Here is a 21,506-nt window from a genome sequence, read left to right on the forward strand (position 1 = left end):
GTGGACAGTAAGGACGGCGGTTATTCGGGTTTGGGCCGGCGCTCGTTCCAACTCTCGTCTTTGGCGCGCGGTTCCGCTTCCGCCATGTTGATCTGGCCGCTGTGCGCGACAAACGGTCCGCCGGCGAGCGGCACGGGGTTCGCCGCCATGCCCGTTTCCGCGACAATTTCGGCGTCCGGCAACGGCGCCTCGATGCCCGCGAGCGGGAAGTCCTTGCGCAACGGATGGTGCGGATAACCGTCCCACATCAGGATGCGACGCTGGTCCGGATGCCCGTCGAAGGTGATGCCGAACATGTCGAACACTTCGCGTTCCAGCCAGTTCGCCCCCGCCCACAATCCGATGGCCGTCGGCGCACTCGGCGCGGTATCGCTGGCGCAATCCGCCGCGATGCGCACGTAAACGTGCCGCGTCGACGAAAACAGATGATAGACCATCGTGAACCGCGGCGCCATCGCCTCGGACCAGTCCACCGCCGTCAGGTCCGTCAGCACGTCGAACGCGAACTCGTCACGCAGGTATTGCAGCGCAGCGATCACGTCGCCCATCGGCACGTTGACCGCCTCGTGATCGAGGCTCGCGCGCGGCGCCGCTTGCGGGAACCGGGCTTGCAGGGCGGAAGTGACATCAACAGTGGCAGACATGCGCGAATCGATGATCAGGCGGTGAAAAGTTTTCCAGCGGCGGGTTCGTGGCGGACCTTGTCTTGCAACCGCATCAACCCGTCGAGCAATGCCTCCGGCCGCGGCGGACACCCGCTCACATACACGTCGACGGGCACGATGCGATCCACGCCCTGCAGCGTGGCATAGCTGCGATACATGCCGCCTGTCGAAGCGCAGGCGCCCATCGCAATCACCCATTTGGGGGACGACATTTGATCGTAAATCCGCCGCACCTGCGGTGCCATTTTATAGGTCACCGTGCCGGCGACGATCATGCAGTCGGCCTGCCGGGGGGAGAAACGCATCACCTCCGCGCCAAACCGCGCGATGTCGAACCGCGCGCCGCCCGAGCCCATCAACTCGATGGCGCAACACGCGAGACCCATGGGCATCGGCCACATCGAGTTGGTGCGCACCCAATTGATGATCGCATCCCGCCGCGAGACGATGACTTCGCCTTCAATCTTGCTGTCGTAGCCGAGTTCAGTGCGGGAGGAGACCATAAGAGAAAAACTCCGCTAGGGTTGAAGCGGCGACCCTGCCGCGCAAGTCGCTTTTCGAGAAACCGTATCCTGCGGCCACTTAGAAGCGGGAGCAAGCGAGCTTGGAAGCGGGGCTCACCCCGGCGCACCTTCCGTGGAAAACGCGGGTTTTCCGTTGACCGCGTGCGGATGGCCTTGCTTCTTAACCGCTCCCTTCGAGGCCAACGGAAGTCCGGCGGTCTCGGCGGGCCTCCCGGAGAGGTGGCAGAGTGGTCGAATGCGCTCGCTTGGAAAGCGTGTGTAGGGAAACCTACCGAGGGTTCGAATCCCTCCCTCTCCGCCAGTTTTCGGCGGCCGCGTTTTAACGCCACCGCGTTCACCGGCTCACGGCCTGAGGTGCCTCGCCGACATCGGCTTCATAAACACCCTGCCCCGTTACGCGCGGCCGACCGCGTGTCGCCTTTGCACCATCTGCGGCAATCCGCCCCGGCGCGCTCAACTTCTCCCTCGCCACGCCGCGCCGCGTGTTTCATTTCGTTCCCCTTCCTCTCCTCACTTTTATGGCTAAAATTCCGTCCAAGCCCCGCATTCTCACCACCACCGTTGGCTCTTATCCGGTGCCGGACTGGCTCGCCGCCCTCCCCAGCGAACAGGCCGTGATCGATGCCACGCGCGTCGTGTTCGATATCCAACGCCAGGCCGGCATCGACCTCCCCACCGACGGCGAACTCTACCGCTTCGACGTCAACCACCCCGATACCAACGGCATGATCGAATACTTCATCCGACCGATGGCCGGGGTTTCGTCCGTCGTCGGCCGCTCGGTCACCGAGGAATTTGCCCGCCATGACCCGATGGGCTTCCGCCGCAAACCCGCCGGCGTCATCACCGGCAAACTCGGCGAAGGCTCCCTCAATCTCCTCGCCGACTGCCAGCGCGCCGCTGCGGTCGCCGGCGGCGCCTTCAAGTTCACCGTCACGAGCCCCTACATGCTCGCGCGCACGCTCCTCGATCACCACTACGGCAGCTTCGACAAGGTCGTCCTCGCGCTGGGCGAAGTCCTCGCCGCGCAAATGCCCGCGCTCCCCGCCGAATGCGTGCAGGTTGATGAAGCCAACATCCCCGGCAATCCCGACGATGCGCCCGTCGCCGCCGCCGCGATGAATCTCGTCCTCGACCAGATCGAAGGCGAACGCGCGGTCCACTTCTGCTTCGGCAACTACGGCGGCCAGACCATCCAGAAGGGCAACTGGCAAAAACTCGTTCACTTCCTCAACTCGCTGCACACCGATCACCTCGTTCTGGAACTCGCGCATCGCCCCGCGAGCGACCTCAACGCCCTCAAGGAAATCGACAAGGAAATCGCCCTCGGCGTCGGCGTCGTCGATATCAAGGTCAACCACATCGAAACGCCCGACGAAGTCGCCGCGCGCATCGAGGCCGTGGAGAAAAAAGTCGGCGAAGGGCGCGTGCGCTGGGTCCACCCTGACTGCGGTTTCTGGATGCTTAAACGCTCCATCGCCGACCGCAAAATGGAAGCCCTCGTCCTCGGCCGCGACAAATACCTCGGCTTGTAAATCGGCCGGTCGGAAACGCCATCCGCAGCCGAACTGCGAACTCCTATGTCTTCCGCAGACAGAGGTCGGCACCGCTGCCCGGGATCCCAGGAGCACACGCGTCCCGCGTGCCGCCATGGGCGTCGCGTCCAAGCCTTTCGCGATAGTTTCGACGAGACACCGACACGCGATCTCGAGACGCGCGCTCTCTCAGGATTGACCTGACCGCACGACGTCTCGCGGTCGCCGCACCGAATTTCGTCTTTCCCGCCTTCGAATTCCGCCTCCGCATTCGAACTCCCCTTCTTCGCATTCCCCTTTCCCCATGCTAAATCTCGCCATCATCGGTTGCGGCGTCATCGCCCAGTATCATCTTCGCGCGCTCGCGAAACTCACCACGGCCCGCGCCGCCGCCGTTTGCGATCTGCGCAGTGACGTCGCCCAAAAAACCGCCGCCGACTTCAATGTCCCGCGCTGGACGACGAGCGCGGACGAGCTCCTCGCCGATCCGTCGATCGACGCCGTCATTCTCGCGCTGCCCACCTGCGCGCGCACGCCCCTCGCCATCGAGGCCTTCCGCCGCGGCAAACACGTCCTCACGGAGAAACCCGTCGCGATGAACGCCGCCGATGTCCGTGCGATGCTCGCCGCGCAAGGCGACCGCGTCGGCGCGTGCTGCTCCTCGCGTTACCGTTCCTTCGAATCCACTCGTGTCGCCCGCGACTTTATTCGCACCGGCGCGCTCGGCGCCCTGCGCACCATCTCATGCCGCGCCGTCAACCCCGCCGGCAAGCCGCCCACAGGCATCCCGCCCGTCTGGCGCCTCCGCCGCGACCTCAACGGCGGCGGCCTCTTCGTCAACTGGGGCTGCTACGATCTCGATTACCTTCTCGGTCTGCTCGACTTCAAACTCACGCCGCGCCACGTCCTCGCGCGCACGTGGCAGGTGGGCGCGCCCTTCGCCGCCTACGCCGCCCCTGGCTCCGATGGCGAAACACACGTCAACGCCCTCATCACCTTCGCGGAAGGCTGCGTGCTCGACTACGAACGCGCCGAATCCTCCACCCTGCCACCCGACAACCACTGGCAGATCGCCGGCGAACTCGGCACCCTCACCTTGCAGATGATCCGCCATCCCGACGCGAAAATCCTCTTCACGGAGGCCGATGCCACCAACGGCACGCGCACCCGCGTCATCTGGGAAGGCGACGAATCGAAAGCCGGCGCCGAGCACGACGGCCCTGTCATCGATTTTGTCGACGCGATCCTCGAAAAACGCGCGCCCCGCACCTCCTTGCAAGACGCCCTCCTTTTCGCCCGCCTCGCCGACGGCATCTACGCCTCCGCCGACCGCAACGAACCCGTCGCCTTCGACTAAGGCTCTTTGCCGCGCGTCCGTGAAGGACGCCTCCGACTCAGGGAAAGCGCACAAACGGCCCTGCGCTTCCCCGCCGCGCACACCCGTTTTCTCCCAGGCGTGGCGCCAAATCTCCTGCGACGTTCCAGCCGCCCCTTCGGCGGCTGGTGCGCCGGAATTTCATTCGTGTTCCTTCGTGTCCATTCGTGGTTCAAAGGCATGTTCTGCGCATCCGAAGCCGTTCGCTCCCCGCGCCTTCGCCGCTTGAGCGAAGTTCAGACGTTCGCATGAGCGAATAAGAGGAGTCAGACCCCGTTTCGCGTGTCGGGTGCAGAGCTATTCTCCGTCAACGCAAGCGTGAGAATCAAAAAGATATAAACCTACGCGCCTCACCATTTTCACATAAACCGACAGGTTGATCGTTCTTATATCTCCCCCCCCCCCGACATAAAGCGAATGAATAGTCTACTCGACCGACGTTACTCTGTAGTGCCGTTCACATTCCTCTGTTATTTTAATCTTGCAACGAGTTCGAGCATATATTCCGGACCTACCTTGGGCGAACTATACGAGGTGCCTTTAACCCCACTATGAATTAACACATCATGAAAACACCGTCGTTTCTTCTCAGTGCCATTGCTGCCCTTCTATTTAGCTCCATCGTCGGCCATGCAGGCCCTGTGTTGATCGTAATGACGCCAGAGCTTATCAATGGGATCGCGGCGGCGCCTCAGACTTACATGAGCGTCCCCGTGGGCAGTTCGTTAATTTTGACTACCAGCGACGCGATGAACGAACAGACAACCGGGAATGTGAGAACCTACCAGTGGTCGAAAGACGGCGTCGCTATTTCCGGCGCAACGGCCGGAGCGCTCCCGTTATCCACCCTGAACGCAAGCGATAGTGGGCATTACACGATTGAGCCGAGCTCATCGCCTCCGGGCTCGAATTCAATCATGAGCTATGTAGGCATTCATCTCAGCGTTGTGCCGCTCGGTCACCTCGGAAACACATCATCACGACTAACCTTGAAGCTTGGGAACGACATCCAGATTTTTGGTTTCGTCGTTTCCGGTAGCGAATCCAAGCGGATGCTTATCCGCGTCGTCGGCCCTTCGCTCGCTGCTTTCGGCGTGCCCACCCCCGCAGCCCAGCCGCGCCTCAAACTCTATGACGCGCAAGGCCACGCGTTCGGGATCACGCCGACCACCTCGCCCGATTGGAACGCATTGTTCGCGCAAACCGGCGCGTTCGCGCTGACGGGCGGTGAAGACCCGGATCAAACGTGCTCGTTGCAAATCTTCCCGCCCGGCTCGTACACGGTGCAAGTCAGCGATGCCGCGACGCAGGGCGGAAATGTGTTGGTCGAAGTTTACGAGGTGCCCTGAACCGCCGTCCCGCTGCTTCCCTTGGTGAACTTGTGTCCGAGCTCCGTGACCTCCGCGGCACATAGCGCGGCCTACGCCAACGCGCGCGCCATCTTCACCAGCGCCCGCGGCAGATCCGCGTGCACCTGCTTGAACGGCAGCTCGCCTACCATGATCGGCACAAATTCATCCGTGTAGCCCGACCGCTTCGACGCCGGCTCGTCCGGCGCGTAGCCGATTCCGCCCACCAGGCTCACCACCCACGTATGCGCATGCGGACTCCCCGCCATGATCGGTGCCTGCAACGCATGGAAAATCTCCAGCCCGCAGCCCAGCAGCGCCACCGGCCCGATGCGCAACCCCTGCACGTTCACCTTTTTCTTCGGCGGCTTTTTTCCAACGTAGTCCGCCAGCAGCGAACGCAACCCCTGCAACCGCGACATATACAGCCCGTTCGTGTGCAGCGGCGGTTTGCCGATCTGCGTCGCATCCGTCACGCCCGGCGCCGCGAAAATCTGCTCGAACTCCGCGATCCGCGCCTCGACCGCGCTTCGCTTCCACAGCTTCCGCCCGAAGAAAACATCCTCGCGCGCCACGCCCAACTCCTCCGCCGCCATCGGCTGCGCGTCGCGCAAACCCGCCTCCACCGCCGCCGCGTATTTCTTCGACAGCACGCTCAACCCGCGCCGCGTCTCCGCCGGCCCGCGGTGACACACCGGCGGGTTGATGTCGCCGATCGCGCCCGCCAGAAAAATCGCCGTTGCGCCCGCGTGCTTCTGCTCGAGCTGCACCGACGCCAGCCCCACAAAATCTCCATGCACATCGAACGTCTGCTCGCTGCCCACCACCGCGTGGCAGCCGAAATGGTGCAATAGCCCGCGCAACTTTCCGCCCGCATACGCCGCCAGCACGCGCACCGTCGGGTCCGTATCCTGCGGCCGCGCCGGGCGAAACGTCGGGTCGAGGCGCACCTCAATCGGGTCAAACATCCACCCGCCTTTGTCCGTCTCGCGGTTCATCGCGATGCCCTCGCACGGCGCCTCGGCGTAACGCCATTCCACTTCCTCGCGCGCCGCCCACGCCTTGGCCGCCGCCTCCGCCGCGCGCGAGGGCAGCGTCTCGACATAAATCCCATCCGCCTCGCCCCAGCCAAACGTCCCGCCCGTCGCCGGTCCGCTGTGCGTGTGCGTCACGGCGAGGAAAACCTCGTCCGCCTTGAGTCCCGTGCGCGCCGCCGCCGCTGCGCGGATTTTCTCCGCCAGCTCGCGATGCACGCCCACCAACTCCAGACTCAACACGAGCGCACGGCGCTTGCCCTGCGTCACGGCCATCGCGCGCGCCCGCAACGGCGACGTGATTTTCGCCGCCGCGCGATTCCGATACGGGCCGTAACCCGCGAGCTGCACGCCGAGCCGCGGCGTGATGTCGCTGCTGGCGAAGCCCGCTTTCATCCGCGCACCGCGGGCGCGGCCGGGCCGGCGACGCGCTCGTGATCGCGCAACGCGTCGATGTTGGCCTCCACCTTGAGAATGATCTCCGCCATGCGGGCCACCATAGGCTCGTTCGGTGCCACCATGTCAAAACCCGTCTCCAACGCATGATCCACGCGCCAGCGCGCGTTGGGCAGCGGCAGATTGCGGTAATCCACTTTGGCCGCTTCGAGCGACGCCAGCCACGACACGCGCGGCCCGCGGTAATCCTGCCAGTGCAAGCGCGGCCAGTCGGAAATCGGCGACGGCACGTAGCCGACCATGTTCAACCCCTCGGCTTTCACCGCCGCTGCAAACGTGTCGCGACTGATGCCCGCCGCTTCGGAATCAAACGTGAACGACAACAAATGATACGACGGCTTCACGCCCGCGGCGTAGTTCGGCAGTTTCAGGAATTGCGCGCCGGCCAGGTGACCGCGCAAAAGATTAGCGTGGCGGCGACGCTCCGCGAGTTCGGCATCGAGCTTCCCAAACTGCTCCGTGAGCAGCACCGCGTTGAACGGCTCCACGCGATAAGTGTAAACCAGCGAGTCGCGATACGGCGCGAGCTCGGCCGGCATGCCGCCATCCGAAAACCTGCCCATATGCTGCCCGATCATCGCGCCCTTCCAGTAAACCGACTCGTGCGGCGTGACCATATAACCGGCCTCGGTCGTCGCGAGGACCTTGCCGCCCATGCAAGAAAACCCGGCCGCATCGCCCACGGTGCCGACCCGGATGCCGTCAATCTCGGCGCCATGCGCCTGACTGCCATCCTCGATGAGCATGAGCTTGTGCTTGTCCGCGATGGCGCGCAGCCGCTTGAGATTCGCCGGCTGGCCAAAAATGTGCACCGCCAGAATCGCCTTCGTGCGCGGCGTGATGGCCGCCTCGATTTGCGCGGGATCGATGAGCCCCGTTTCGCGTTCCACATCGACGAAGATCGGAATCGCCGTCTGGTGCAGGATGCAGGAAATCGACGCGCCCCACGTGTAAGGCGTCGTGATCACTTCGTCGCCGCAGCAGATTTCCAAACCCGCCAGCGCCGATTGCAGCGCCGCGTGCCCCGAACTCGTGGCCATCACGTGGCGGTTGCCATGATAGCGGGAAATAACCGCCTCGGCCTCGCCGATCTCCGGCACGTGCTTTTTGCCGAGCCCGAACAGCTTGCCGGCCCGCAACATCTCGGCGGTGCGCTCGATCGCGCGATCCGTGAACGTCGGAAATTTCGGATAAGTGATTTTTCCGACCGGGGTGCCGCCCAAGAGGGCGAGTTTGGAAGCCGCAGGGGCCAGGGTTGAACTCATGATGCCCCAACGTAACAGATTCGCCCCCGCGCGGGAATGGCCGCCCTTACAAAATCATGCCCGAATTTACGCTCCGGCAGCGCCGCCTGGCGGCGGATCGTAGCGATAGCCGACGCCGTGCACCGTCGCGATCGCGCCGTCATCGGCGGACGCTTCCAGTTTTTTCCGCAACTGCGCCACGTGCTGGTCGAGCGTCCGCGTCGTGCCGAGATAGTCCACGCCCCACACCGCGTTGAGCAACGCGTCGCGCGACAACACTTCGCCCGCGTGCGCCGCGAACACGTCCGCCAGCTTCAATTCCCGCGCCGTCAACGCCACCGTGCGCCCGCCGACCGTCGCCGTGAACTTCCGTCGGTCGATCTCCGCCGCGCCCACACGAAACACCGCCGCCCCCGCGTCCGCGGCCACCGGCGCGCTGCTCTGCCGCCCACGCCGCAACAACGCTTCGATGCGCGCCAGCAGTTCGTGCACGCCAAACGGTTTCGTCACGTAATCATCCGCGCCCAACTTCAAGCCGACGACCTTGTCGATCTCCTCGCCTTTCGCCGTCAGCAGCAGCACCGGCAACCGCGCTCCTCGCCCGCGCAACTCCCGGCACACATCGTAGCCGCTCGCCTTGGGCATCATCACATCGAGCACCACGAGATCGAATTTGTCCTGCGCAAAAAGTTTCAACGCCTGCGCGCCATCCGCCGCCGCCGTGACCGCGTAGCCCTCGCTTTCCAACGTGGCGATGAGGCCGAGCCGGATGTTGGCGTCGTCTTCCGCGATCAGGATTTTAGCTCTCATGGTCGTCGTCCTTCCCGTTTTCAGCCGCCGGTAATTCGAAAACAAACTCTGCGCCGCCACCGGCGCGCGCCTCGTAACGCAACTCGCCGCCGAGTCCCCGCGCCAGTTGCCGTGCAATGCTCAACCCCAGCCCCGCGCCGCTCCTTTCCGCGGTGAGCGCCTCGTCGACCCGATGGAATTTTTCGAAAATCCGCTCCGTGTGCCCCGCCCGCACGCCCGGCCCGCGATCAGCCACGCGCACGTCCGTGCGTCCCGCCAACGGCCGCAGCATCACGCTCACCTCGCCGCCGCCCGCCGCGTATTTCAGCGCATTGTCGAGGAGGTTGAGCACGATTTGCTCCACCGCATCGCGATCCGCCATCACCCGCACCGGCGTGGCCGGTAACACTCGCTGCACCGTCAGTCCGCCCTCGGCCAGACGCGGCGCATGCGTGTCGAGCAGCCGCGTCAACTCCGCCGTGAGATCGATCTCCTCGCGCGCATATTTTTTCTTCCCCTGCTCCAGCCGGCTGAAATCCAGCGCGTTGTTGACCAGCCGCGCCAGCCGCTGCGTTTCCCGGCTGATCGTCTGCAAATAACCGCCCGCCTGCGCCGCATCGCGCACGCGCCCCTGTTCGAGCAACTCCGCGTAAAGGCGGATTGTCGTCAGCGGCGTCTTGAACTCGTGCGACACGTTCGCGACGAACGACGTCTTTTGCGCCGCCTCCCCGTCGCTGCGCCGCGCCTGCGCCGCCAGCAATCCGCCGCCGACCAGAATCGCGCACACGAATAAAGCCACCAGCAGCACGCCCAAACCGAAAAATCCGCCGCCGCCCGAACCGCCGCCGCCGACCGGCGAGAAAAACGCCGCCACTTCCCAGCCTGGCAGGCTCGCGGGCGCGAGCGGCAGTCGCGCCGCCGGCTCGCTCATTCGTCCCGGAATCGCACCGGCCTGATGCATCACCCGCCCGCGCGGATCGAGCAGCGCATAACCCTCGCCCTGCTCCGGCTCCGCCGGCAACACGCCACCCAACCGGCTGATCAACGCCGCCATTTCCAACTCCACGCCGCGCACCTCACCCGCTCCGCCCGGTTGCACCCAGCCGAGCACATGCCCGCGGCCCTCGTCATCCTTCCACGCGACCCAATCCCGCCGATCCGGAACCGTTTCCGGCACCGCCGGGGCGCTCGCCGCTGGAGTCGCCGCCGCGTAGCTGTCACCCGCCCTTGCCGTCTCCTCACCTTCGCGGCGACGCTCCGCGGTCCCTTCTGATTTCATGGCGCGCGACGATGCCGGATAATTGCTGGTGCTCTTGGCGAGGGCCTGCGCATCGCGTCGCGCCGACTGCACCTGCGCCACGTTCGCCGCCACCTGTCTGCGGGCCCGCTGGTCCGCGAACTCTTTTTCCGCCGCGTCCTTCGCCGCGGCCAACGCCTTCGCTCCCGGCGTCTGCACCCACGGCGCGTGCCCGCCAAATTCCCGGTTGAACCGCCGCAAAAATCCTCGCGCCGCCTCATCGTCGGCGCGGCCATCCGGCCGGAGGATGCGGCCGCCCGCCGTCGCGCGAAACGCCGTCCGCACGAGCGGATTGCCCTGCTCCCACTGCGCCATGAACGCGTCGAGATTCCCCGCCGGCTCAGCCGCCAAAGTGTCGAGCAACCCCGTCTGCACATCGCCGATGAGCAACTCCGCGTTTTCCGCGATGAGTCGCGTCCGCGCCGCGATCGCCGCACGCCGCGCCGCTTCCGCCTGCGAGCCGCGCTCTGCCACCCGCGCCTGTTCGCGGCGGAGCAGAAAAACCGCCGCGCCACCCACGCCCAACGCCGGCACCAGCAACAGGAGCCAGTAGAGGAGAATGCGGCGCGCGGCGGACGACACGGCGGGACGGTAGCGGACGCACCGCAATTGAAAAGACGCGAAACGCTCTCAGCGTTGCCCCATGCTGTTGCTGCTCCCTTGCTGATTGCGCGTCTGCGCACTGTCCGTGCGGTAGGCTTTCCGCGCCGCATTATCGAGTCCTTCGCGCTCCAGCTTCTGCGCTTCGGGCGCCGCCGCCGCCGCGAGTTGCTGCACCTCCGCATTGCCATAGGTGACCGCCAGTTGATTCAACTCCGCCGAGCGCGCGCGCAATTGCTCCGCGGCTTCCGCCCGCCGGTTGGCATCGACCAGCGCGATCGCCTCATCTTTCGCGACTGCCAGCACGTTCGCGGCGTAATCCGCCTGCACCGCATGGTTCGCCGAGCTCACCACGTCGGCCGCATCGGCGCTGAATGTCACCGTGCGGCCGGCGGTCAGCGTCGCATCACGACCAGTCACCGCGTCGTTGAAGCTCACCTGCGCGCGGGCGATTTCGCGTTCGCGACCCGCCGCGCCCGGCGCGACTTCCACCTCGAGCAACGCGAATTTCTCCTGCCCGCCGTAAAGTTGATTCAACGACATCCGGGCCTTCTGCCCGCTGATCTCGCCGTCACGCCCCACAAAACCCACCGGCCGCACACCCTCGGGCAGCTCGACTTCGACCACGATCCGCCGCGCCACCACGTTGAGCACGTCGCCGAGTTCGGCGGCGAAGATGCGAGGCAGATCGCCACTGTCCTCGACGAAATACGTGTTGCCGTCGCTGCGCTGCGCCAGCCGCGTCATGAGATCCTCGTTATAACCAAGACCCAGCCCGATCGTCGTGACCGAGATGCCCTCTTTCATCAGCGAACGCCCGAGTTGGCCCAGCGCCTCGGGGGAACTCGGACCCACATTCGCCAGCCCATCCGACAGCAGGATGACGCGATTCACAAACCGCCGGTCTTCGAGCAACCGCCGCACCTCCGACGCGCCGCGCACCACGCCGCCATAGAGCGCCGTGTTCCCACCCGCTTCGATGCCGCCAATCGCCTGCGCCAACCGCCGGCCATCGCCCACGCGCTGCGCGGGCACGAGCGTTTCCACCTGATCATCATACACGACGAGCGACACCACGTCATCCGCCGCGAGCCGCCGCACCGCCTCGAGGGCCGCTTCCCGCGCCTTCGCGAGTTTCTCGCCCGCCATCGATCCCGAGCGATCGATCACCAGCGCCAGGTTCACCGGCGGTCGGAGATCGCGGCGCGGTAAACGCACGCCGTCGAGCGCGATCTTCAGCACCGCCCGCTCCGTCTGATCGGCCGGCAAAACCCGCCGATCGACTTCGACGCGCAACCGCACCGACTCAGGCACCGAGCGCACCGCCGATTGGGCGACCGCCGCGAACGACGCCGCGCTGACGAGCGCGGCCGCGAAGGAGAAAAGAAGACGTTTCATATGTTTTCTGGGATTGAACGCCGCCATTGAACCACTATCGCCGCGCGCAGTTGTCAGCGCGGCGTCAGCCAATTGTCAGGGATTTGTCATGGCGCGCCTCGCGCGACCGGGCTTGCCCGCCGTGCCCGCGCGCCTACGTTTCGCCCCATGTCGAAGGAGCGTTACATCGAGGCCAAGCAACGGTGGGCGGAGAAACAAAAAGCCCGTGGCGTCACGCGCCGCGCGGTCGCATCCGCCGACCGCCTCCCGCCGGGCCAGAAACTCACGCAGGGCTTTCCCGTCCTCGACCTCGGCGTGCAACCCGACATCCCGCACAGCGGCTGGGCCCTCATCCTCGACGGACTCGTGGAAAAACCCGTCACACTTTCGTGGGACGATTTTCACGGGCTGCCGCAGGTCGACGACGTGAGCGACTTCCACTGCGTCACGACGTGGAGCAAATACGACTGCCGCTGGGGTGGCGTCGCGTTCACCACACTCTACGAACTCGTCCAACCGAAAACCGAAGCCCAATTCGTTTACTTCACCAGTTACGACGGCTACTCCACCAACGTCCCGCTCGCGCAATGCCTCGACGACGACGTCCTCGTCGCCACGTCCTTCGACGGCGGCCCGATCCCGCGCGAACATGGCGGACCGGCGCGGGTGATCATCCCGAAACTCTACGCCTGGAAAGGCGCGAAGTTCATCAAGGGCCTCACGTTTCTCGCCGAGGATAAACTCGGATTTTGGGAAGTGCGCGGCTACTCCAACACCGCCGATCCCTGGACCGAAGACCGCTACGCCTGACGCCGCGCCTCGCCGCTCGCCGGCGGCTCATTCCAGTTTTCAAACGACGCCGCGTCCATCGCACCGATTTCCACGATCGCGAAACGCGCCGCCTCCGCCGTGAGCAAGCGTTGCAACGACCGCTCGCCGCGCGCCAGCGCCCGCTCCGCCGCCACCAAAATCTCCCGCGGATAAATCGCCGCCAGCGGCTCGAAAAATCCTTCGCGCCGCCCCACCGCGCCCCGCCCCGGCCCACACGCCGCCGACAACCGCCTCAACCACGCCGCTTCCATCCGCGGCAAATCCACCGCCAGCACCGCAAGGTGCGTCGCCGTGCTCGCCGCCAGCGTGGCGGCAATTCCCGCGAGCGGGCCCGCGTCCACCACGCGGTCGTGCACCACGCGCCCCGACGCCTCCGCGGTCGCCCACGCCTGTTCCGGCCGCGCCGATAACCACACCTCCGCCGCGCCCGCCTCGCGCAGCACGCGCTCCTGCCGCCGCCAAAGCGCTTCCCCGTTCACCTCCAGCAACGCCTTCTCGCGCCCCATCCTGCGCGAGTGTCCGCCCGCCAGCACCACCCCCGCCCAACGCAACGGCAACGGACTCGGGTTTTCGATGGACGACATCTCAGAGCTGATAACTGGTGCGGTAACTACGCACAAGTTCCCGTTGGACAGCCCGCCGCGGCGTCGCATCGTCGAGCGCCGACATGGCCAGTTCCAACACCCCGCTCGCCAACAAAATCCTCGCCGGCCTCGCTGTTGGCGTCGTGGCTGGATTGCTCACGCTCGCGCTCGGCCATTTTGCGCCGGCCGTCCTCACCGGCGCACGCCTCGCGTCTTCGCAGCTCTTCGATCCGCTCGGCCAGGTCTTCCTCCGCCTCCTCTTCTTCGTCGTCATCCCGCTCGTGTTCGCCTCGCTCACCGTCGGCGTCGTGCAACTCGGCCGGCTCGACCGGCTCGGCCCCCTCGCCGGGCGCACCTTTACGCTCTTCTTCGCCAACATGGCCATCGGCGTCGGCCTCGGCCTGATCATGATGAACGTCCTTCGGCCCGGCAATCACCTCGCCGACGACGCCAAAGCCCGCCTGCTCGCCGAATACGGCGGCGCCGCGCAGCAACACATCGCCACGCACGCCGCCCAGCCGTCGATGAACCTGATGACGCTCGTCGAAATGTTCATGCCGAAAAACCTCCTCGGCGCCGTCGCGGGCCACTCCAACAACATCCTCGGCGAGGTGCTTCCGCTCATTCTGTTCGGCATTCTCGTCGGCGCGGTCGGCACCCAGCTCAGCGAGGAAAAACGCCAGCGGCTGCAGTCCTTTCTCGAACTCATCGCCGAGCTGATGACGGGCATCGTGCACTTCGCGTTGAAACTCGCGCCCTACGCCGTCGCCGCGATGATCTACAGCGTCGTGGTCAAAGTCGGCACCGACATCCTCGTGGCCCTCGGCGTGTTCGTCCTCGGCTGCATCGCCGTGATGCTCCTGCACCTTTTCGGCACGATGTCGATCTGGCTGAAAATGTGGACCACGCGTTCGCCCGCGCAGTTCTGGCGCGATATCCGCACCGTCCTCGTCACCGCGTTTTCCACCAGCTCCAGTAACGCCACGCTGCCCGCGGCCCTCGATTGCGCGCGCGATACGCTCAAGATTCAGCCCAGCGTCGCGGGCTTTGTGCTCCCGCTCGGCACCACGATGAACATGAGCGGCACCGCGCTCTACGAAGGCTGCGTTGTCCTCTTCGTCGCGCAGGTGTTTGGCGTCGAGCTCAGCCTCGTCCACCAGATCGTTCTCCTCGTGCTCGCCGTCTTCAGCGCCGTCGCCGTCGCCGGCATTCCCGGCGGTTCGCTGCCATTAATCGCGGGGCTGCTGGTCACGTTCGGCATTCCCGCCGAGGGGATCGGCATCGTCCTCGGCGCCGACCGCATCCTCGATATGATGCGCACGATGATCAACGTCGGCAGCGACATGGTCACCACCGCCGTCGTTGATGCACAGGTGCTGCGCGCCGAAGCCCGCCGCGCCGTCGCGTAGCCCGCGGGCGCCGCCGCCGCGCCCTTCGCCAGCCGCGCTCAAACGTAGCTGTCCGCCAGCGACCGCCACCGCAGCCGCGCCTTGAGCTGCGCCGCCGTCAACGGCTTCGCCAACGTCACCTCGACGGTTTTTGCGCGCCCCGGATATAGTTCGAAGTAGTTGTCGCTCGACCGCGCCGTCGCCTCCGCGCCCGCGATTTCAAACGCGAACCGGTGCTGCAACGCATCCGACGTGAACGTCAGCTCCGCCGCCGTTTTCCCTTGCCACTTCACCGCTACTTTCGTCTTCGCGCGCGGCAGCGCCACGAACCGCGGCGGCGTGAGAAACACTGTTTCCTCACTCGCCACGCGCCCGCCGATGTCCAAGGCGATGCGCAGGTAAAGATTGTCGCGCCCGTATTTTGTCATCGCTGGAGCGAGATCGAGCGACGCTTGCTTCACGCTCTCCCCGTAGTTGAGCGCCACCGCTTTTTTGCCCTGCAACACGCGTTCGCCGCTGAGGGCGCACAATTCCCAGCTCACCGTGCCGCGCGCCTTTTCCGGCGCATCGTAAACCGTGTAAACATGCACCTCGCGCACCGTCGTGCGCCGGTAGTTGCCGATGGTCGGCGCCTCGTCGCCCGGCACGTGCGCCGTCACCAACGCCGGCGCGAAAAACCGCCGCGCCACATGCTGCAACGCCTTCCACCGCCCGGTGAACTCGAGCGAACTCCACGACGCCACCGGCCAGCAATCGTTGAGCTGCCAGTAGAGGGCGCCCATGCACCGCGGCATCGTGCGCCGGTAGTGCTCGACGCCCATCTGCATGCAATACGCCTGGTTCAACTGCGACAGATAGATCAACGCATCCTGGTCTTTGGGAAACCGATACCGCCGCGACACGTAGTCGAGGATGATCTGGTTGCCCGCCCGGTTCTTCTGATGGTTCTCCATCGTCGCTCCAAACACGTTGGCGTCGTCCTGCGCGCAAAACGTCGCCTGCGTCGCCGGCGATGCATAGCTTTGCATCCCGAATTCCGACACGAAACGGAAATTCCATTTCTCGTAGTCCTTCACCGGATGCCGCGCATGCCAGACATCCCAGAAATGCGTGTCGCCCGTCTTCTCGCCGAGCTCCTTCACCGCGTAGTCGTTGCTCCGCCCCTCGCCGCGGTAAGGCGACGTCGGCCAGTACGGCGTCACGCCATCCTCCGCCGCGACCACCTCCGGCAGCACGCGATGAAACACCGCGTCGTACTTCCGCCGCCGCGTCTCGTCCTTCTTCAACGCGTCCCAGTTGAGCGTCTCGATCTCGTTGTTGCCGCACCACAACGCCAGGCACGCGCGATGCCGGATGCGCCGCACCTGAAATTCCGCTTCCGCGCGCACGCTCCGCAGAAACGCCTCGTCGCCCGGATACAACGTGCAGGCAAACATGAAGTCGTGCCACACGAGCAACCCGCGCTCGTCGCACAGATCGTAGAAATCCTCGCTCTCGTAAATCCCGCCGCCCCAGATCCGCAGCATGTTCATGTGCGCATCCGCCGCCGACTGGATGTCCCGCGCATAGTCGGCGCGCGCGAGCGTCGTCACGAAGGCATTCGCCGGAATCCAGTTCGCCCCCTTCGCAAACACCCGCCGGCCGTTCACGACAAACGCGAACGACTCGCCCCACTCGTCCGCCTTGCGCTCGAGCTCGATCGTGCGCAGCCCGATCCGCCGCGTCCACCTGTCGAGCACCGCGCCGTCCGCATCGCGCAACTCCACCGTCACCCGATAAAGCGGCTGCGCGCCGTGATCGTTCGGCCACCACAATTGCGGCTCCTTCACGTGCAACGCCAGCCCCGCGTCCGTATCCGTCGCCTCGTCCGCAGAGCCCGGTGCCCCCGTCACTTTCGCCGCGCTCGCCACTTCCTTTCCCTCCAAGTCCATCGTCACGTAATAAGTGACCTCCGTCTTTCCCTTCGCCGCCGTCGCATGCTCCGGCGCGACCCGCACGCGCACGCCATCTGCCCCATGCGCCTGCGTCACGCGCACGTCCGTCAGCCGCGCCGCGCTCCAGCTCTCGATCCGCAGCGAGCGCCACACGCCCGCGCTCACGAAACGCGGACCCCAATCCCAGCCAAACTGGCACTGCTGCTTGCGCATCGTCGAACACCGGCCCACCGGATCGTTGAACTCCTTCGGCTGGTGTTCGAGCCGGTGCGTGCGAATGAATTCCGCCGCGCTCGCGAAACGAATCGTCAGCTCGTTGCGACCCACCTTGAGCCGCCGTTTCACGTCCCACCGCCAGCCGATGAACATGTTGTCCGTCGCGGCGAGCTTCTTTCCGTTCAACGTCACCGTCGCCAGCGTATCGAGCCCGTCGGCGACGAGCTCCACCACCGCCTCCGCGAGCGTCGCGCGCGTCACGTTGAACGTCGCCCGATATTCCCAATCGCGCTCCTCGATCCATTGCAGGTCGAGTTCGTTCGTGCCGAAAAACGGATCCGGAATCTTGCCGGCCCGGTGCAAATCCGTGTGCACGCAGCCCGGCACTTGGGCCGGCAGCCACGTCTTCGTCGCGGCATCGCGAAACGTCCAACGCGCAGCGGAGAGATCGAGAGAAGGCATCGCCCGCCGTTGAGCCCGATTTTCGCGCCGCGCGCGAACAGAATCCGGCGCAAAAACATTCCAACGTTGCCGCCAATCGTGCCGCCGCCTCGCAACGCCCCGCGCGCTCCTTTCAGCAGCACCCCTCCGCCGCCAACACCGCCCACGCTCCCGCCGTCTCCCGTTTCCTCTGCGTCGAAAGTCCGTCTTCTCCCTGTCCCATACCTCAGCCGACGCCGCGCCGTGAACTCACGCTCCCACCGCACTGCGCTCCACCGCCCCCTCCCGCTGCGGGAGCGGCGCCACGTATTGATACGTCGGGTCCACCGCCTGCCGCCGCAGGATCGCGATGATCTGACGCCACGCCGGCACCAAGCCATTCGGGCACGGCGGCATGTCCGGCAGGATCGCCTCGTGCAACTTCTTCAAATTGTAGCACGGCACCGCTGCATACATGTGATGCTCCGTGTGGTAGTTCATCTGCCAGTAGAGAAAACGCAGCACCGGGTTCAGTTCGATCGTGCGGCAGCACAGCCGGAAATCCGGCACCTTGTCCTGCAAGCCGACGTGCTGCGTATGGTTGCACAATAAAAACAGCCACGCGCCATAGAACGGCGCCAGCGACAACAGCACCGGCACGATCCACAGCGGCCGCCCCACCACGAACGACAGCGCGACCGACACCGCCAGAATCGCCGCGTGCCCCAGCAGCAGCCGCCGCGACCACGCGATCGCCGCCGCGCGCAACGCCGGCTTCTCCGGCGGAAAACACGTCAGCTCCCACTCGCCCTGGAACCGCCCGCGCGCGATCCGCCATTGATACGGCACCGCCCATTTCAGGAACGGCCAGTTGAAGAACGCCTCCTGCAGATAACGCCGCAAAAGGATTTTCGTCGGCAGCACGACCTCCTGGTCATCCGGCGCGTGCAACGTGTAGCGGTGGTGCCGCTGGTGGCTCGCATCGAACATCTCGTAGTTCAGCCACCCGAAAAACGACAGCACCTGCACGAAAAATTTATTCAACACCTTCGTCTTGAACACCGTGCCATGCCCCAGCTCGTGCATGCCGTTGGTGTGGAACGCCGACACCATCCCGTGGAGAAAAATCAGCCCCAGCGTCGCCCACCACGGCCAGTGCCGCCACCACGAGACAAACGCGAGCGTCGCTGTCGCGAGCACCACGGCGAGAAACCCGCCCGTCTGCACCCAGCCCTTCACGTCGCTGCGTTCGTGCAATTTTTTAAACAGCGCCGGCGGCAGCGGGCTGCGATACCAATCGACGACGGCGGGAGAACGCGTTTCGCTCATGACTACCTCGCACGTAGGCGGCGGCCACGGCCAAGGCAAGTCTCCCGCCACCGAAATTTCACCTCGGCCCGCGCCGCTCCTCCGCGTGTCCACCGCGCGTTCCGCCCCCGTTTCATCCGCCCGGCGGCGCCGCGCGTCCCGCCAGCGCTCCGCCCGGCCTCCCTCTGCGGTCCGCCTACGCGGTCATGATCTTCGCCTGCTTCGTCAACGTCTTCTCCAGGCTGCCGCAGACCAGGTCGCACAACTGATAGACCGTCGGGTCCGCGATGGCGTAAAACACCTGCAAACCGTCCTTCCGTCGCGACAACAGGTTCGCCTGCGTCAGCGTCTGCAAGTGCCGCGAAACATTGGCCTGCGTGCCGTCAACCTCCGCCACGAGCGTATTCACGCTCTTTTCGCCGTCGAAGAGCGCGTGCAGCAACCGCAGGCGCAGCGGTTCCGCCAGCACGCCGAAGCGGCGCGCCACCAGCCCCAGCGCTTCTTCGGACAACGGACGAGGTTTCTTTGGCATGCGGCAAAGAGGGCAAGATCGAACCATAAAGTCAAATATACGGATATGCGAATATACTAATACCGCTCCGGCGGCGCATTAGCCCGGCTGCCACCCGCCGCCGGGGCGTCGGCCGCCTTCCCCCGCCCCGGCGCGGCACGTGGTTCGCCGCCTGCCGCCGCCCCGCCCCGCGATGCGCCGCGCCCCGAGGCCGGTTGACGCCTCCGCGAGCGGCCGCGCGCGGGCCGGCCGGATCCGCCGCCGCCGCGCAATTACGGGTTGACATGCCCGCCCGTATATTCGTATATGCGCATATTCGTCAATCTCACACCATGAAAACCGACTCCTTCATCCGTCTCCTCGCCGGCACGGTCATCCTCCTGGGCTGCGCCCTCACCGCGTTCGTCAACCTGTGGTGGCTCCTCGTCCCGGCCTTCGTGGGCGCCAACCTCATCCAGTCCACGCTCACCGGCTTCTGCCCGCCGACCCTCGTGTTGCGCAAGCTCGGCTGGGTCGACGCCGACAACGTCATCCACTGGGGCGGCCAGCGCTGATTCGTGCCGCCATGTCCCCTCTCCTCCGCTTCATTCTCATCGTGCTCGCCGGCATCGGCCTCGGCGCCCTGCTCGGCTGGACCAACTCCTGCTCCTCCGGCGCCTGCCCGCTCACGTCCACCTGGTGGCGGGGCGCCCTCTACGGCGGCGTCCTCGGCGTCCTGCTCGCCGCCAGCTTTCGTTCCTAAACGCCATGCGCCCCTTCTTTCTCTCCCTTCTTTTGCTGGCCGGTCCGGTCGTCGCGCTCCGCGCTGAGCCGTGGACCGTCGAGCGCGCCGTGGCCACCGCCCTCGAGCAAAGCCCCGATGCCCGCATCGCCCGCGCCCGGGTGGAGGGGGCGCAGGCCCTCGTGGACCAGGCCCGCGCCGCGTGGCTGCCCCAGCTCGGCCTCTCGGGCCGTTATACCGAGACGAACAACCCGATGATGGCGTTCGGGGCCATCCTCAATCAGCGCGCCTTCGACTTCAGTCTCGATTTCAACCGCCCCGGCCGCATCGACAATCTCAACGCCACCGGCACGATCGCCTACAACCTCTACAGTGGCGGCCGCGCGACCGCCGGGCGCAACGCCGCGCGGGCGGGCGCCGCCGCGGCCGATTCCGATTTCCGCGCCACGCGCCACCAGCTCGCCACCGCCGTGGTCCAGGCCGTGCTCAACATCCGCAAGGCCCGCGAAGCCGTCACCGCGGTCGAGGGCGGCGTCGCCGCCTACGAGGCCGCCGTCACCGCGGCCCGCGCCCGGTTCGACGCCGGCCGGCTCCTCAAGGCCGACTTGTTGAGCCTCGAGGTGCAACTCGCCCAGACCCGCGAAGCGCGCTCCGCCGCCCGCCACGCCGCCGCCCTCGCCGCCCGCGCCTTCACGTTCATTCTCGGGCTCGAACCCTCCGACGCGCCGCTCGAATTCGTCGCCGACGATCCCGCGCTCGCCGGCCTCGCCGCGCCCGCCGCGCTCGATTTTTCCGCCCGCCCCGAACTCCAGGGTTTGCAGCAACGCCTTCGCGCCGCCGAGGCCATGGTCGCCGCCGCGCGCGGCCACCGCCGCCCGACCGTCAACGCCTTTGCGAGCTACCAATACGACCAGGGCTGGCAGCTCGACCGCCACGCCGATAGCTGGCTCGCCGGGCTCTCGGTGGACGTCAATATTTTCGACGGCGGCCAGACCTCCGGCCGCATCCGCCAAAGCAACGCCGCTCTCACCGAGGTGAGGGAAATGCTGCGCCGCGCCACGCTCGGCATCGGCCTCGAAGTCGAACAAGCGCGCCTCGCCCACGAGGATGCCTCCGAACGCCTCGCCGTCTCCGCGCAAGCCGTCGCGCAGGCCACCGAGAGCGCCACGTTGAGCCGCGCGCGTTTCGCCCGCGGCGCCTTGCTCACCGCCGATCTCATCGGCGTCGAGAGCCGGCTCCTGGAAGCCCGCCTCCGCCAGACTGTGGCCGCCGCCGATGAACGCCTCGCGCTCGTCGATCTGCGCCGCGCCGTCGGCCTCGATCCCGTTCCCCTCTCCCAACCCTGACC

19 protein-coding genes and 1 tRNA gene are annotated in these 21,506 nt (G+C 66.0%); 9 read left to right on the forward strand and 11 right to left on the reverse strand.

The window, feature by feature from the left end; all coding sequences use genetic code 11:
• Positions 1-20: 20 nt before the first annotated feature.
• Positions 21-644: an NADH-quinone oxidoreductase subunit C gene (locus tag K0B96_RS13455; protein ID WP_220161404.1), complete on the reverse strand. Its 624-nt coding sequence runs from the start codon at positions 642-644 to the stop codon at positions 21-23.
• A 14-nt stretch (positions 645-658) separates the two neighbouring features.
• The gene (gene nuoB, locus K0B96_RS13460; protein ID WP_220161405.1) at positions 659-1,168 is read right to left on the reverse strand and encodes an NADH-quinone oxidoreductase subunit NuoB; all 510 of its coding nucleotides are present in this window, start codon (positions 1,166-1,168) and stop codon (positions 659-661) included.
• Between the two features lie 234 nt (positions 1,169-1,402).
• Here nuoB and K0B96_RS13465 point away from each other — a divergent pair.
• The 4 genes from K0B96_RS13465 (at position 1,403) to K0B96_RS13480 (ending at position 5,448) form a co-directional block, all read left to right on the forward strand.
• Positions 1,403-1,490, forward strand: a tRNA-Ser gene (locus tag K0B96_RS13465).
• A gap of 217 nt (positions 1,491-1,707) precedes the next feature.
• Positions 1,708-2,724, forward strand: coding sequence for a cobalamin-independent methionine synthase II family protein (locus K0B96_RS13470; RefSeq protein WP_220161406.1), 1,017 nt, complete (start codon positions 1,708-1,710; stop codon positions 2,722-2,724).
• A gap of 304 nt (positions 2,725-3,028) precedes the next feature.
• Positions 3,029-4,081 (forward strand): Gfo/Idh/MocA family protein, encoded by a 1,053-nt coding sequence (locus tag K0B96_RS13475; RefSeq protein ID WP_220161407.1) that lies wholly within the window; start codon positions 3,029-3,031, stop codon positions 4,079-4,081.
• Between the two features lie 584 nt (positions 4,082-4,665).
• Positions 4,666-5,448: a hypothetical protein gene (locus K0B96_RS13480; protein ID WP_220161408.1), complete on the forward strand. Its 783-nt coding sequence runs from the start codon at positions 4,666-4,668 to the stop codon at positions 5,446-5,448.
• Between the two features lie 71 nt (positions 5,449-5,519).
• Here the strand turns inward: K0B96_RS13480 and K0B96_RS13485 are convergent, their stop codons facing one another.
• The 5 genes from K0B96_RS13485 to K0B96_RS13505 form a co-directional block, all read right to left on the reverse strand.
• Positions 5,520-6,878 carry a neutral/alkaline non-lysosomal ceramidase N-terminal domain-containing protein gene (locus K0B96_RS13485; protein WP_220161409.1) on the reverse strand — a complete coding sequence of 453 codons (1,359 nt, stop codon included), beginning with the start codon at positions 6,876-6,878 and terminating at the stop codon, positions 5,520-5,522.
• Complete coding sequence (locus K0B96_RS13490; protein ID WP_220161410.1) at positions 6,875-8,203, reverse strand: DegT/DnrJ/EryC1/StrS family aminotransferase; 1,329 nt, start codon at positions 8,201-8,203, stop codon at positions 6,875-6,877. Before K0B96_RS13490 ends, K0B96_RS13485 begins: the two co-directional genes overlap by 4 nt.
• A gap of 66 nt (positions 8,204-8,269) precedes the next feature.
• Positions 8,270-8,992, reverse strand: a complete 723-nt coding sequence (locus K0B96_RS13495; RefSeq protein WP_220161411.1) for a response regulator transcription factor — start codon at positions 8,990-8,992, stop codon at positions 8,270-8,272.
• Positions 8,982-10,850, reverse strand: coding sequence for a sensor histidine kinase (locus tag K0B96_RS13500; protein WP_220161412.1), 1,869 nt, complete (start codon positions 10,848-10,850; stop codon positions 8,982-8,984). Before K0B96_RS13500 ends, K0B96_RS13495 begins: the two co-directional genes overlap by 11 nt.
• 48 nt (positions 10,851-10,898) lie before the next feature.
• The gene (locus tag K0B96_RS13505) at positions 10,899-12,266 is read right to left on the reverse strand and encodes a vWA domain-containing protein (RefSeq protein WP_255558678.1); all 1,368 of its coding nucleotides are present in this window, start codon (positions 12,264-12,266) and stop codon (positions 10,899-10,901) included.
• Between the two features lie 147 nt (positions 12,267-12,413).
• Here K0B96_RS13505 and K0B96_RS13510 point away from each other — a divergent pair, with 147 nt between their 5' ends.
• Positions 12,414-13,055 (forward strand): sulfite oxidase-like oxidoreductase, encoded by a 642-nt coding sequence (locus K0B96_RS13510; RefSeq protein ID WP_220161413.1) that lies wholly within the window; start codon positions 12,414-12,416, stop codon positions 13,053-13,055.
• On the opposite strand, the gene mobA is transcribed toward K0B96_RS13510, so the two are convergent.
• Complete coding sequence (gene mobA / locus K0B96_RS13515; protein WP_220161414.1) at positions 13,046-13,660, reverse strand: molybdenum cofactor guanylyltransferase; 615 nt, start codon at positions 13,658-13,660, stop codon at positions 13,046-13,048. The two genes, K0B96_RS13510 and mobA, sit on opposite strands and share 10 nt — an antisense overlap.
• Positions 13,661-13,743: 83 nt before the next feature.
• Between mobA and K0B96_RS13520 the strand changes: the two genes are divergently transcribed.
• Positions 13,744-15,069, forward strand: a complete 1,326-nt coding sequence (locus K0B96_RS13520) for a dicarboxylate/amino acid:cation symporter (RefSeq protein WP_220161415.1) — start codon at positions 13,744-13,746, stop codon at positions 15,067-15,069.
• A 38-nt stretch (positions 15,070-15,107) separates the two neighbouring features.
• Here K0B96_RS13520 and K0B96_RS13525 read toward each other — a convergent pair whose 3' ends face one another.
• The 3 genes from K0B96_RS13525 to K0B96_RS13535 all read right to left on the reverse strand — a co-directional run bounded on the left by K0B96_RS13525 (position 15,108) and on the right by K0B96_RS13535 (position 19,458).
• Positions 15,108-17,660, reverse strand: coding sequence for a beta-mannosidase (locus K0B96_RS13525; RefSeq protein WP_220161416.1), 2,553 nt, complete (start codon positions 17,658-17,660; stop codon positions 15,108-15,110).
• A 228-nt stretch (positions 17,661-17,888) separates the two neighbouring features.
• Positions 17,889-18,947, reverse strand: a complete 1,059-nt coding sequence (locus K0B96_RS13530) for a fatty acid desaturase (protein WP_220161417.1) — start codon at positions 18,945-18,947, stop codon at positions 17,889-17,891.
• 175 nt (positions 18,948-19,122) lie between these two features.
• Positions 19,123-19,458: an ArsR/SmtB family transcription factor gene (locus K0B96_RS13535; protein WP_220161418.1), complete on the reverse strand. Its 336-nt coding sequence runs from the start codon at positions 19,456-19,458 to the stop codon at positions 19,123-19,125.
• A 311-nt stretch (positions 19,459-19,769) separates the two neighbouring features.
• On the opposite strand from K0B96_RS13535, the gene K0B96_RS13540 reads away from it, so the two are divergent.
• Genes K0B96_RS13540 through K0B96_RS13550 form a run of 3 tightly spaced genes read left to right on the forward strand, consistent with a single transcriptional unit; the run spans position 19,770 to position 21,504 of the window.
• Positions 19,770-19,991: a YgaP family membrane protein gene (locus tag K0B96_RS13540; protein ID WP_220161419.1), complete on the forward strand. Its 222-nt coding sequence runs from the start codon at positions 19,770-19,772 to the stop codon at positions 19,989-19,991.
• Positions 19,992-20,002: 11 nt separating this feature from the next.
• The gene (locus K0B96_RS13545; RefSeq protein WP_220161420.1) at positions 20,003-20,179 is read left to right on the forward strand and encodes a DUF6132 family protein; all 177 of its coding nucleotides are present in this window, start codon (positions 20,003-20,005) and stop codon (positions 20,177-20,179) included.
• 5 nt (positions 20,180-20,184) lie between these two features.
• Complete coding sequence (locus tag K0B96_RS13550) at positions 20,185-21,504, forward strand: TolC family protein (RefSeq protein ID WP_220161421.1); 1,320 nt, start codon at positions 20,185-20,187, stop codon at positions 21,502-21,504.
• The last annotated feature ends 2 nt before the right edge of the window (positions 21,505-21,506 follow it).

It is taken from the genome of Horticoccus luteus (assembly GCF_019464535.1).
Taxonomy (GTDB): domain Bacteria; phylum Verrucomicrobiota; class Verrucomicrobiia; order Opitutales; family Opitutaceae; genus Horticoccus; species Horticoccus luteus.

What these genes read in the sequence shown, in the direction of transcription:
- K0B96_RS13455 (WP_220161404.1), bottom strand. Translation starts at nt 644, where the DNA reads ATGTCTGCCACTGTTGATGTCACTTCCGCCCTGCAAGCCCGGTTCCCG.
- nuoB (WP_220161405.1), bottom strand. Translation starts at nt 1,168, where the DNA reads ATGGTCTCCTCCCGCACTGAACTCGGCTACGACAGCAAGATTGAAGGC.
- K0B96_RS13470 (WP_220161406.1), top strand. Translation starts at nt 1,708, where the DNA reads ATGGCTAAAATTCCGTCCAAGCCCCGCATTCTCACCACCACCGTTGGC.
- K0B96_RS13475 (WP_220161407.1), top strand. Translation starts at nt 3,029, where the DNA reads ATGCTAAATCTCGCCATCATCGGTTGCGGCGTCATCGCCCAGTATCAT.
- K0B96_RS13480 (WP_220161408.1), top strand. Translation starts at nt 4,666, where the DNA reads ATGAAAACACCGTCGTTTCTTCTCAGTGCCATTGCTGCCCTTCTATTT.
- K0B96_RS13485 (WP_220161409.1), bottom strand. Translation starts at nt 6,878, where the DNA reads ATGAAAGCGGGCTTCGCCAGCAGCGACATCACGCCGCGGCTCGGCGTG.
- K0B96_RS13490 (WP_220161410.1), bottom strand. Translation starts at nt 8,203, where the DNA reads ATGAGTTCAACCCTGGCCCCTGCGGCTTCCAAACTCGCCCTCTTGGGC.
- K0B96_RS13495 (WP_220161411.1), bottom strand. Translation starts at nt 8,992, where the DNA reads ATGAGAGCTAAAATCCTGATCGCGGAAGACGACGCCAACATCCGGCTC.
- K0B96_RS13505 (WP_255558678.1), bottom strand. Translation starts at nt 12,266, where the DNA reads ATGAAACGTCTTCTTTTCTCCTTCGCGGCCGCGCTCGTCAGCGCGGCG.
- K0B96_RS13510 (WP_220161413.1), top strand. Translation starts at nt 12,414, where the DNA reads ATGTCGAAGGAGCGTTACATCGAGGCCAAGCAACGGTGGGCGGAGAAA.
- mobA (WP_220161414.1), bottom strand. Translation starts at nt 13,660, where the DNA reads ATGTCGTCCATCGAAAACCCGAGTCCGTTGCCGTTGCGTTGGGCGGGG.
- K0B96_RS13520 (WP_220161415.1), top strand. Translation starts at nt 13,744, where the DNA reads ATGGCCAGTTCCAACACCCCGCTCGCCAACAAAATCCTCGCCGGCCTC.
- K0B96_RS13525 (WP_220161416.1), bottom strand. Translation starts at nt 17,660, where the DNA reads ATGCCTTCTCTCGATCTCTCCGCTGCGCGTTGGACGTTTCGCGATGCC.
- K0B96_RS13530 (WP_220161417.1), bottom strand. Translation starts at nt 18,947, where the DNA reads ATGAGCGAAACGCGTTCTCCCGCCGTCGTCGATTGGTATCGCAGCCCG.
- K0B96_RS13535 (WP_220161418.1), bottom strand. Translation starts at nt 19,458, where the DNA reads ATGCCAAAGAAACCTCGTCCGTTGTCCGAAGAAGCGCTGGGGCTGGTG.
- K0B96_RS13540 (WP_220161419.1), top strand. Translation starts at nt 19,770, where the DNA reads ATGAAAACCGACTCCTTCATCCGTCTCCTCGCCGGCACGGTCATCCTC.
- K0B96_RS13545 (WP_220161420.1), top strand. Translation starts at nt 20,003, where the DNA reads ATGTCCCCTCTCCTCCGCTTCATTCTCATCGTGCTCGCCGGCATCGGC.
- K0B96_RS13550 (WP_220161421.1), top strand. Translation starts at nt 20,185, where the DNA reads ATGCGCCCCTTCTTTCTCTCCCTTCTTTTGCTGGCCGGTCCGGTCGTC.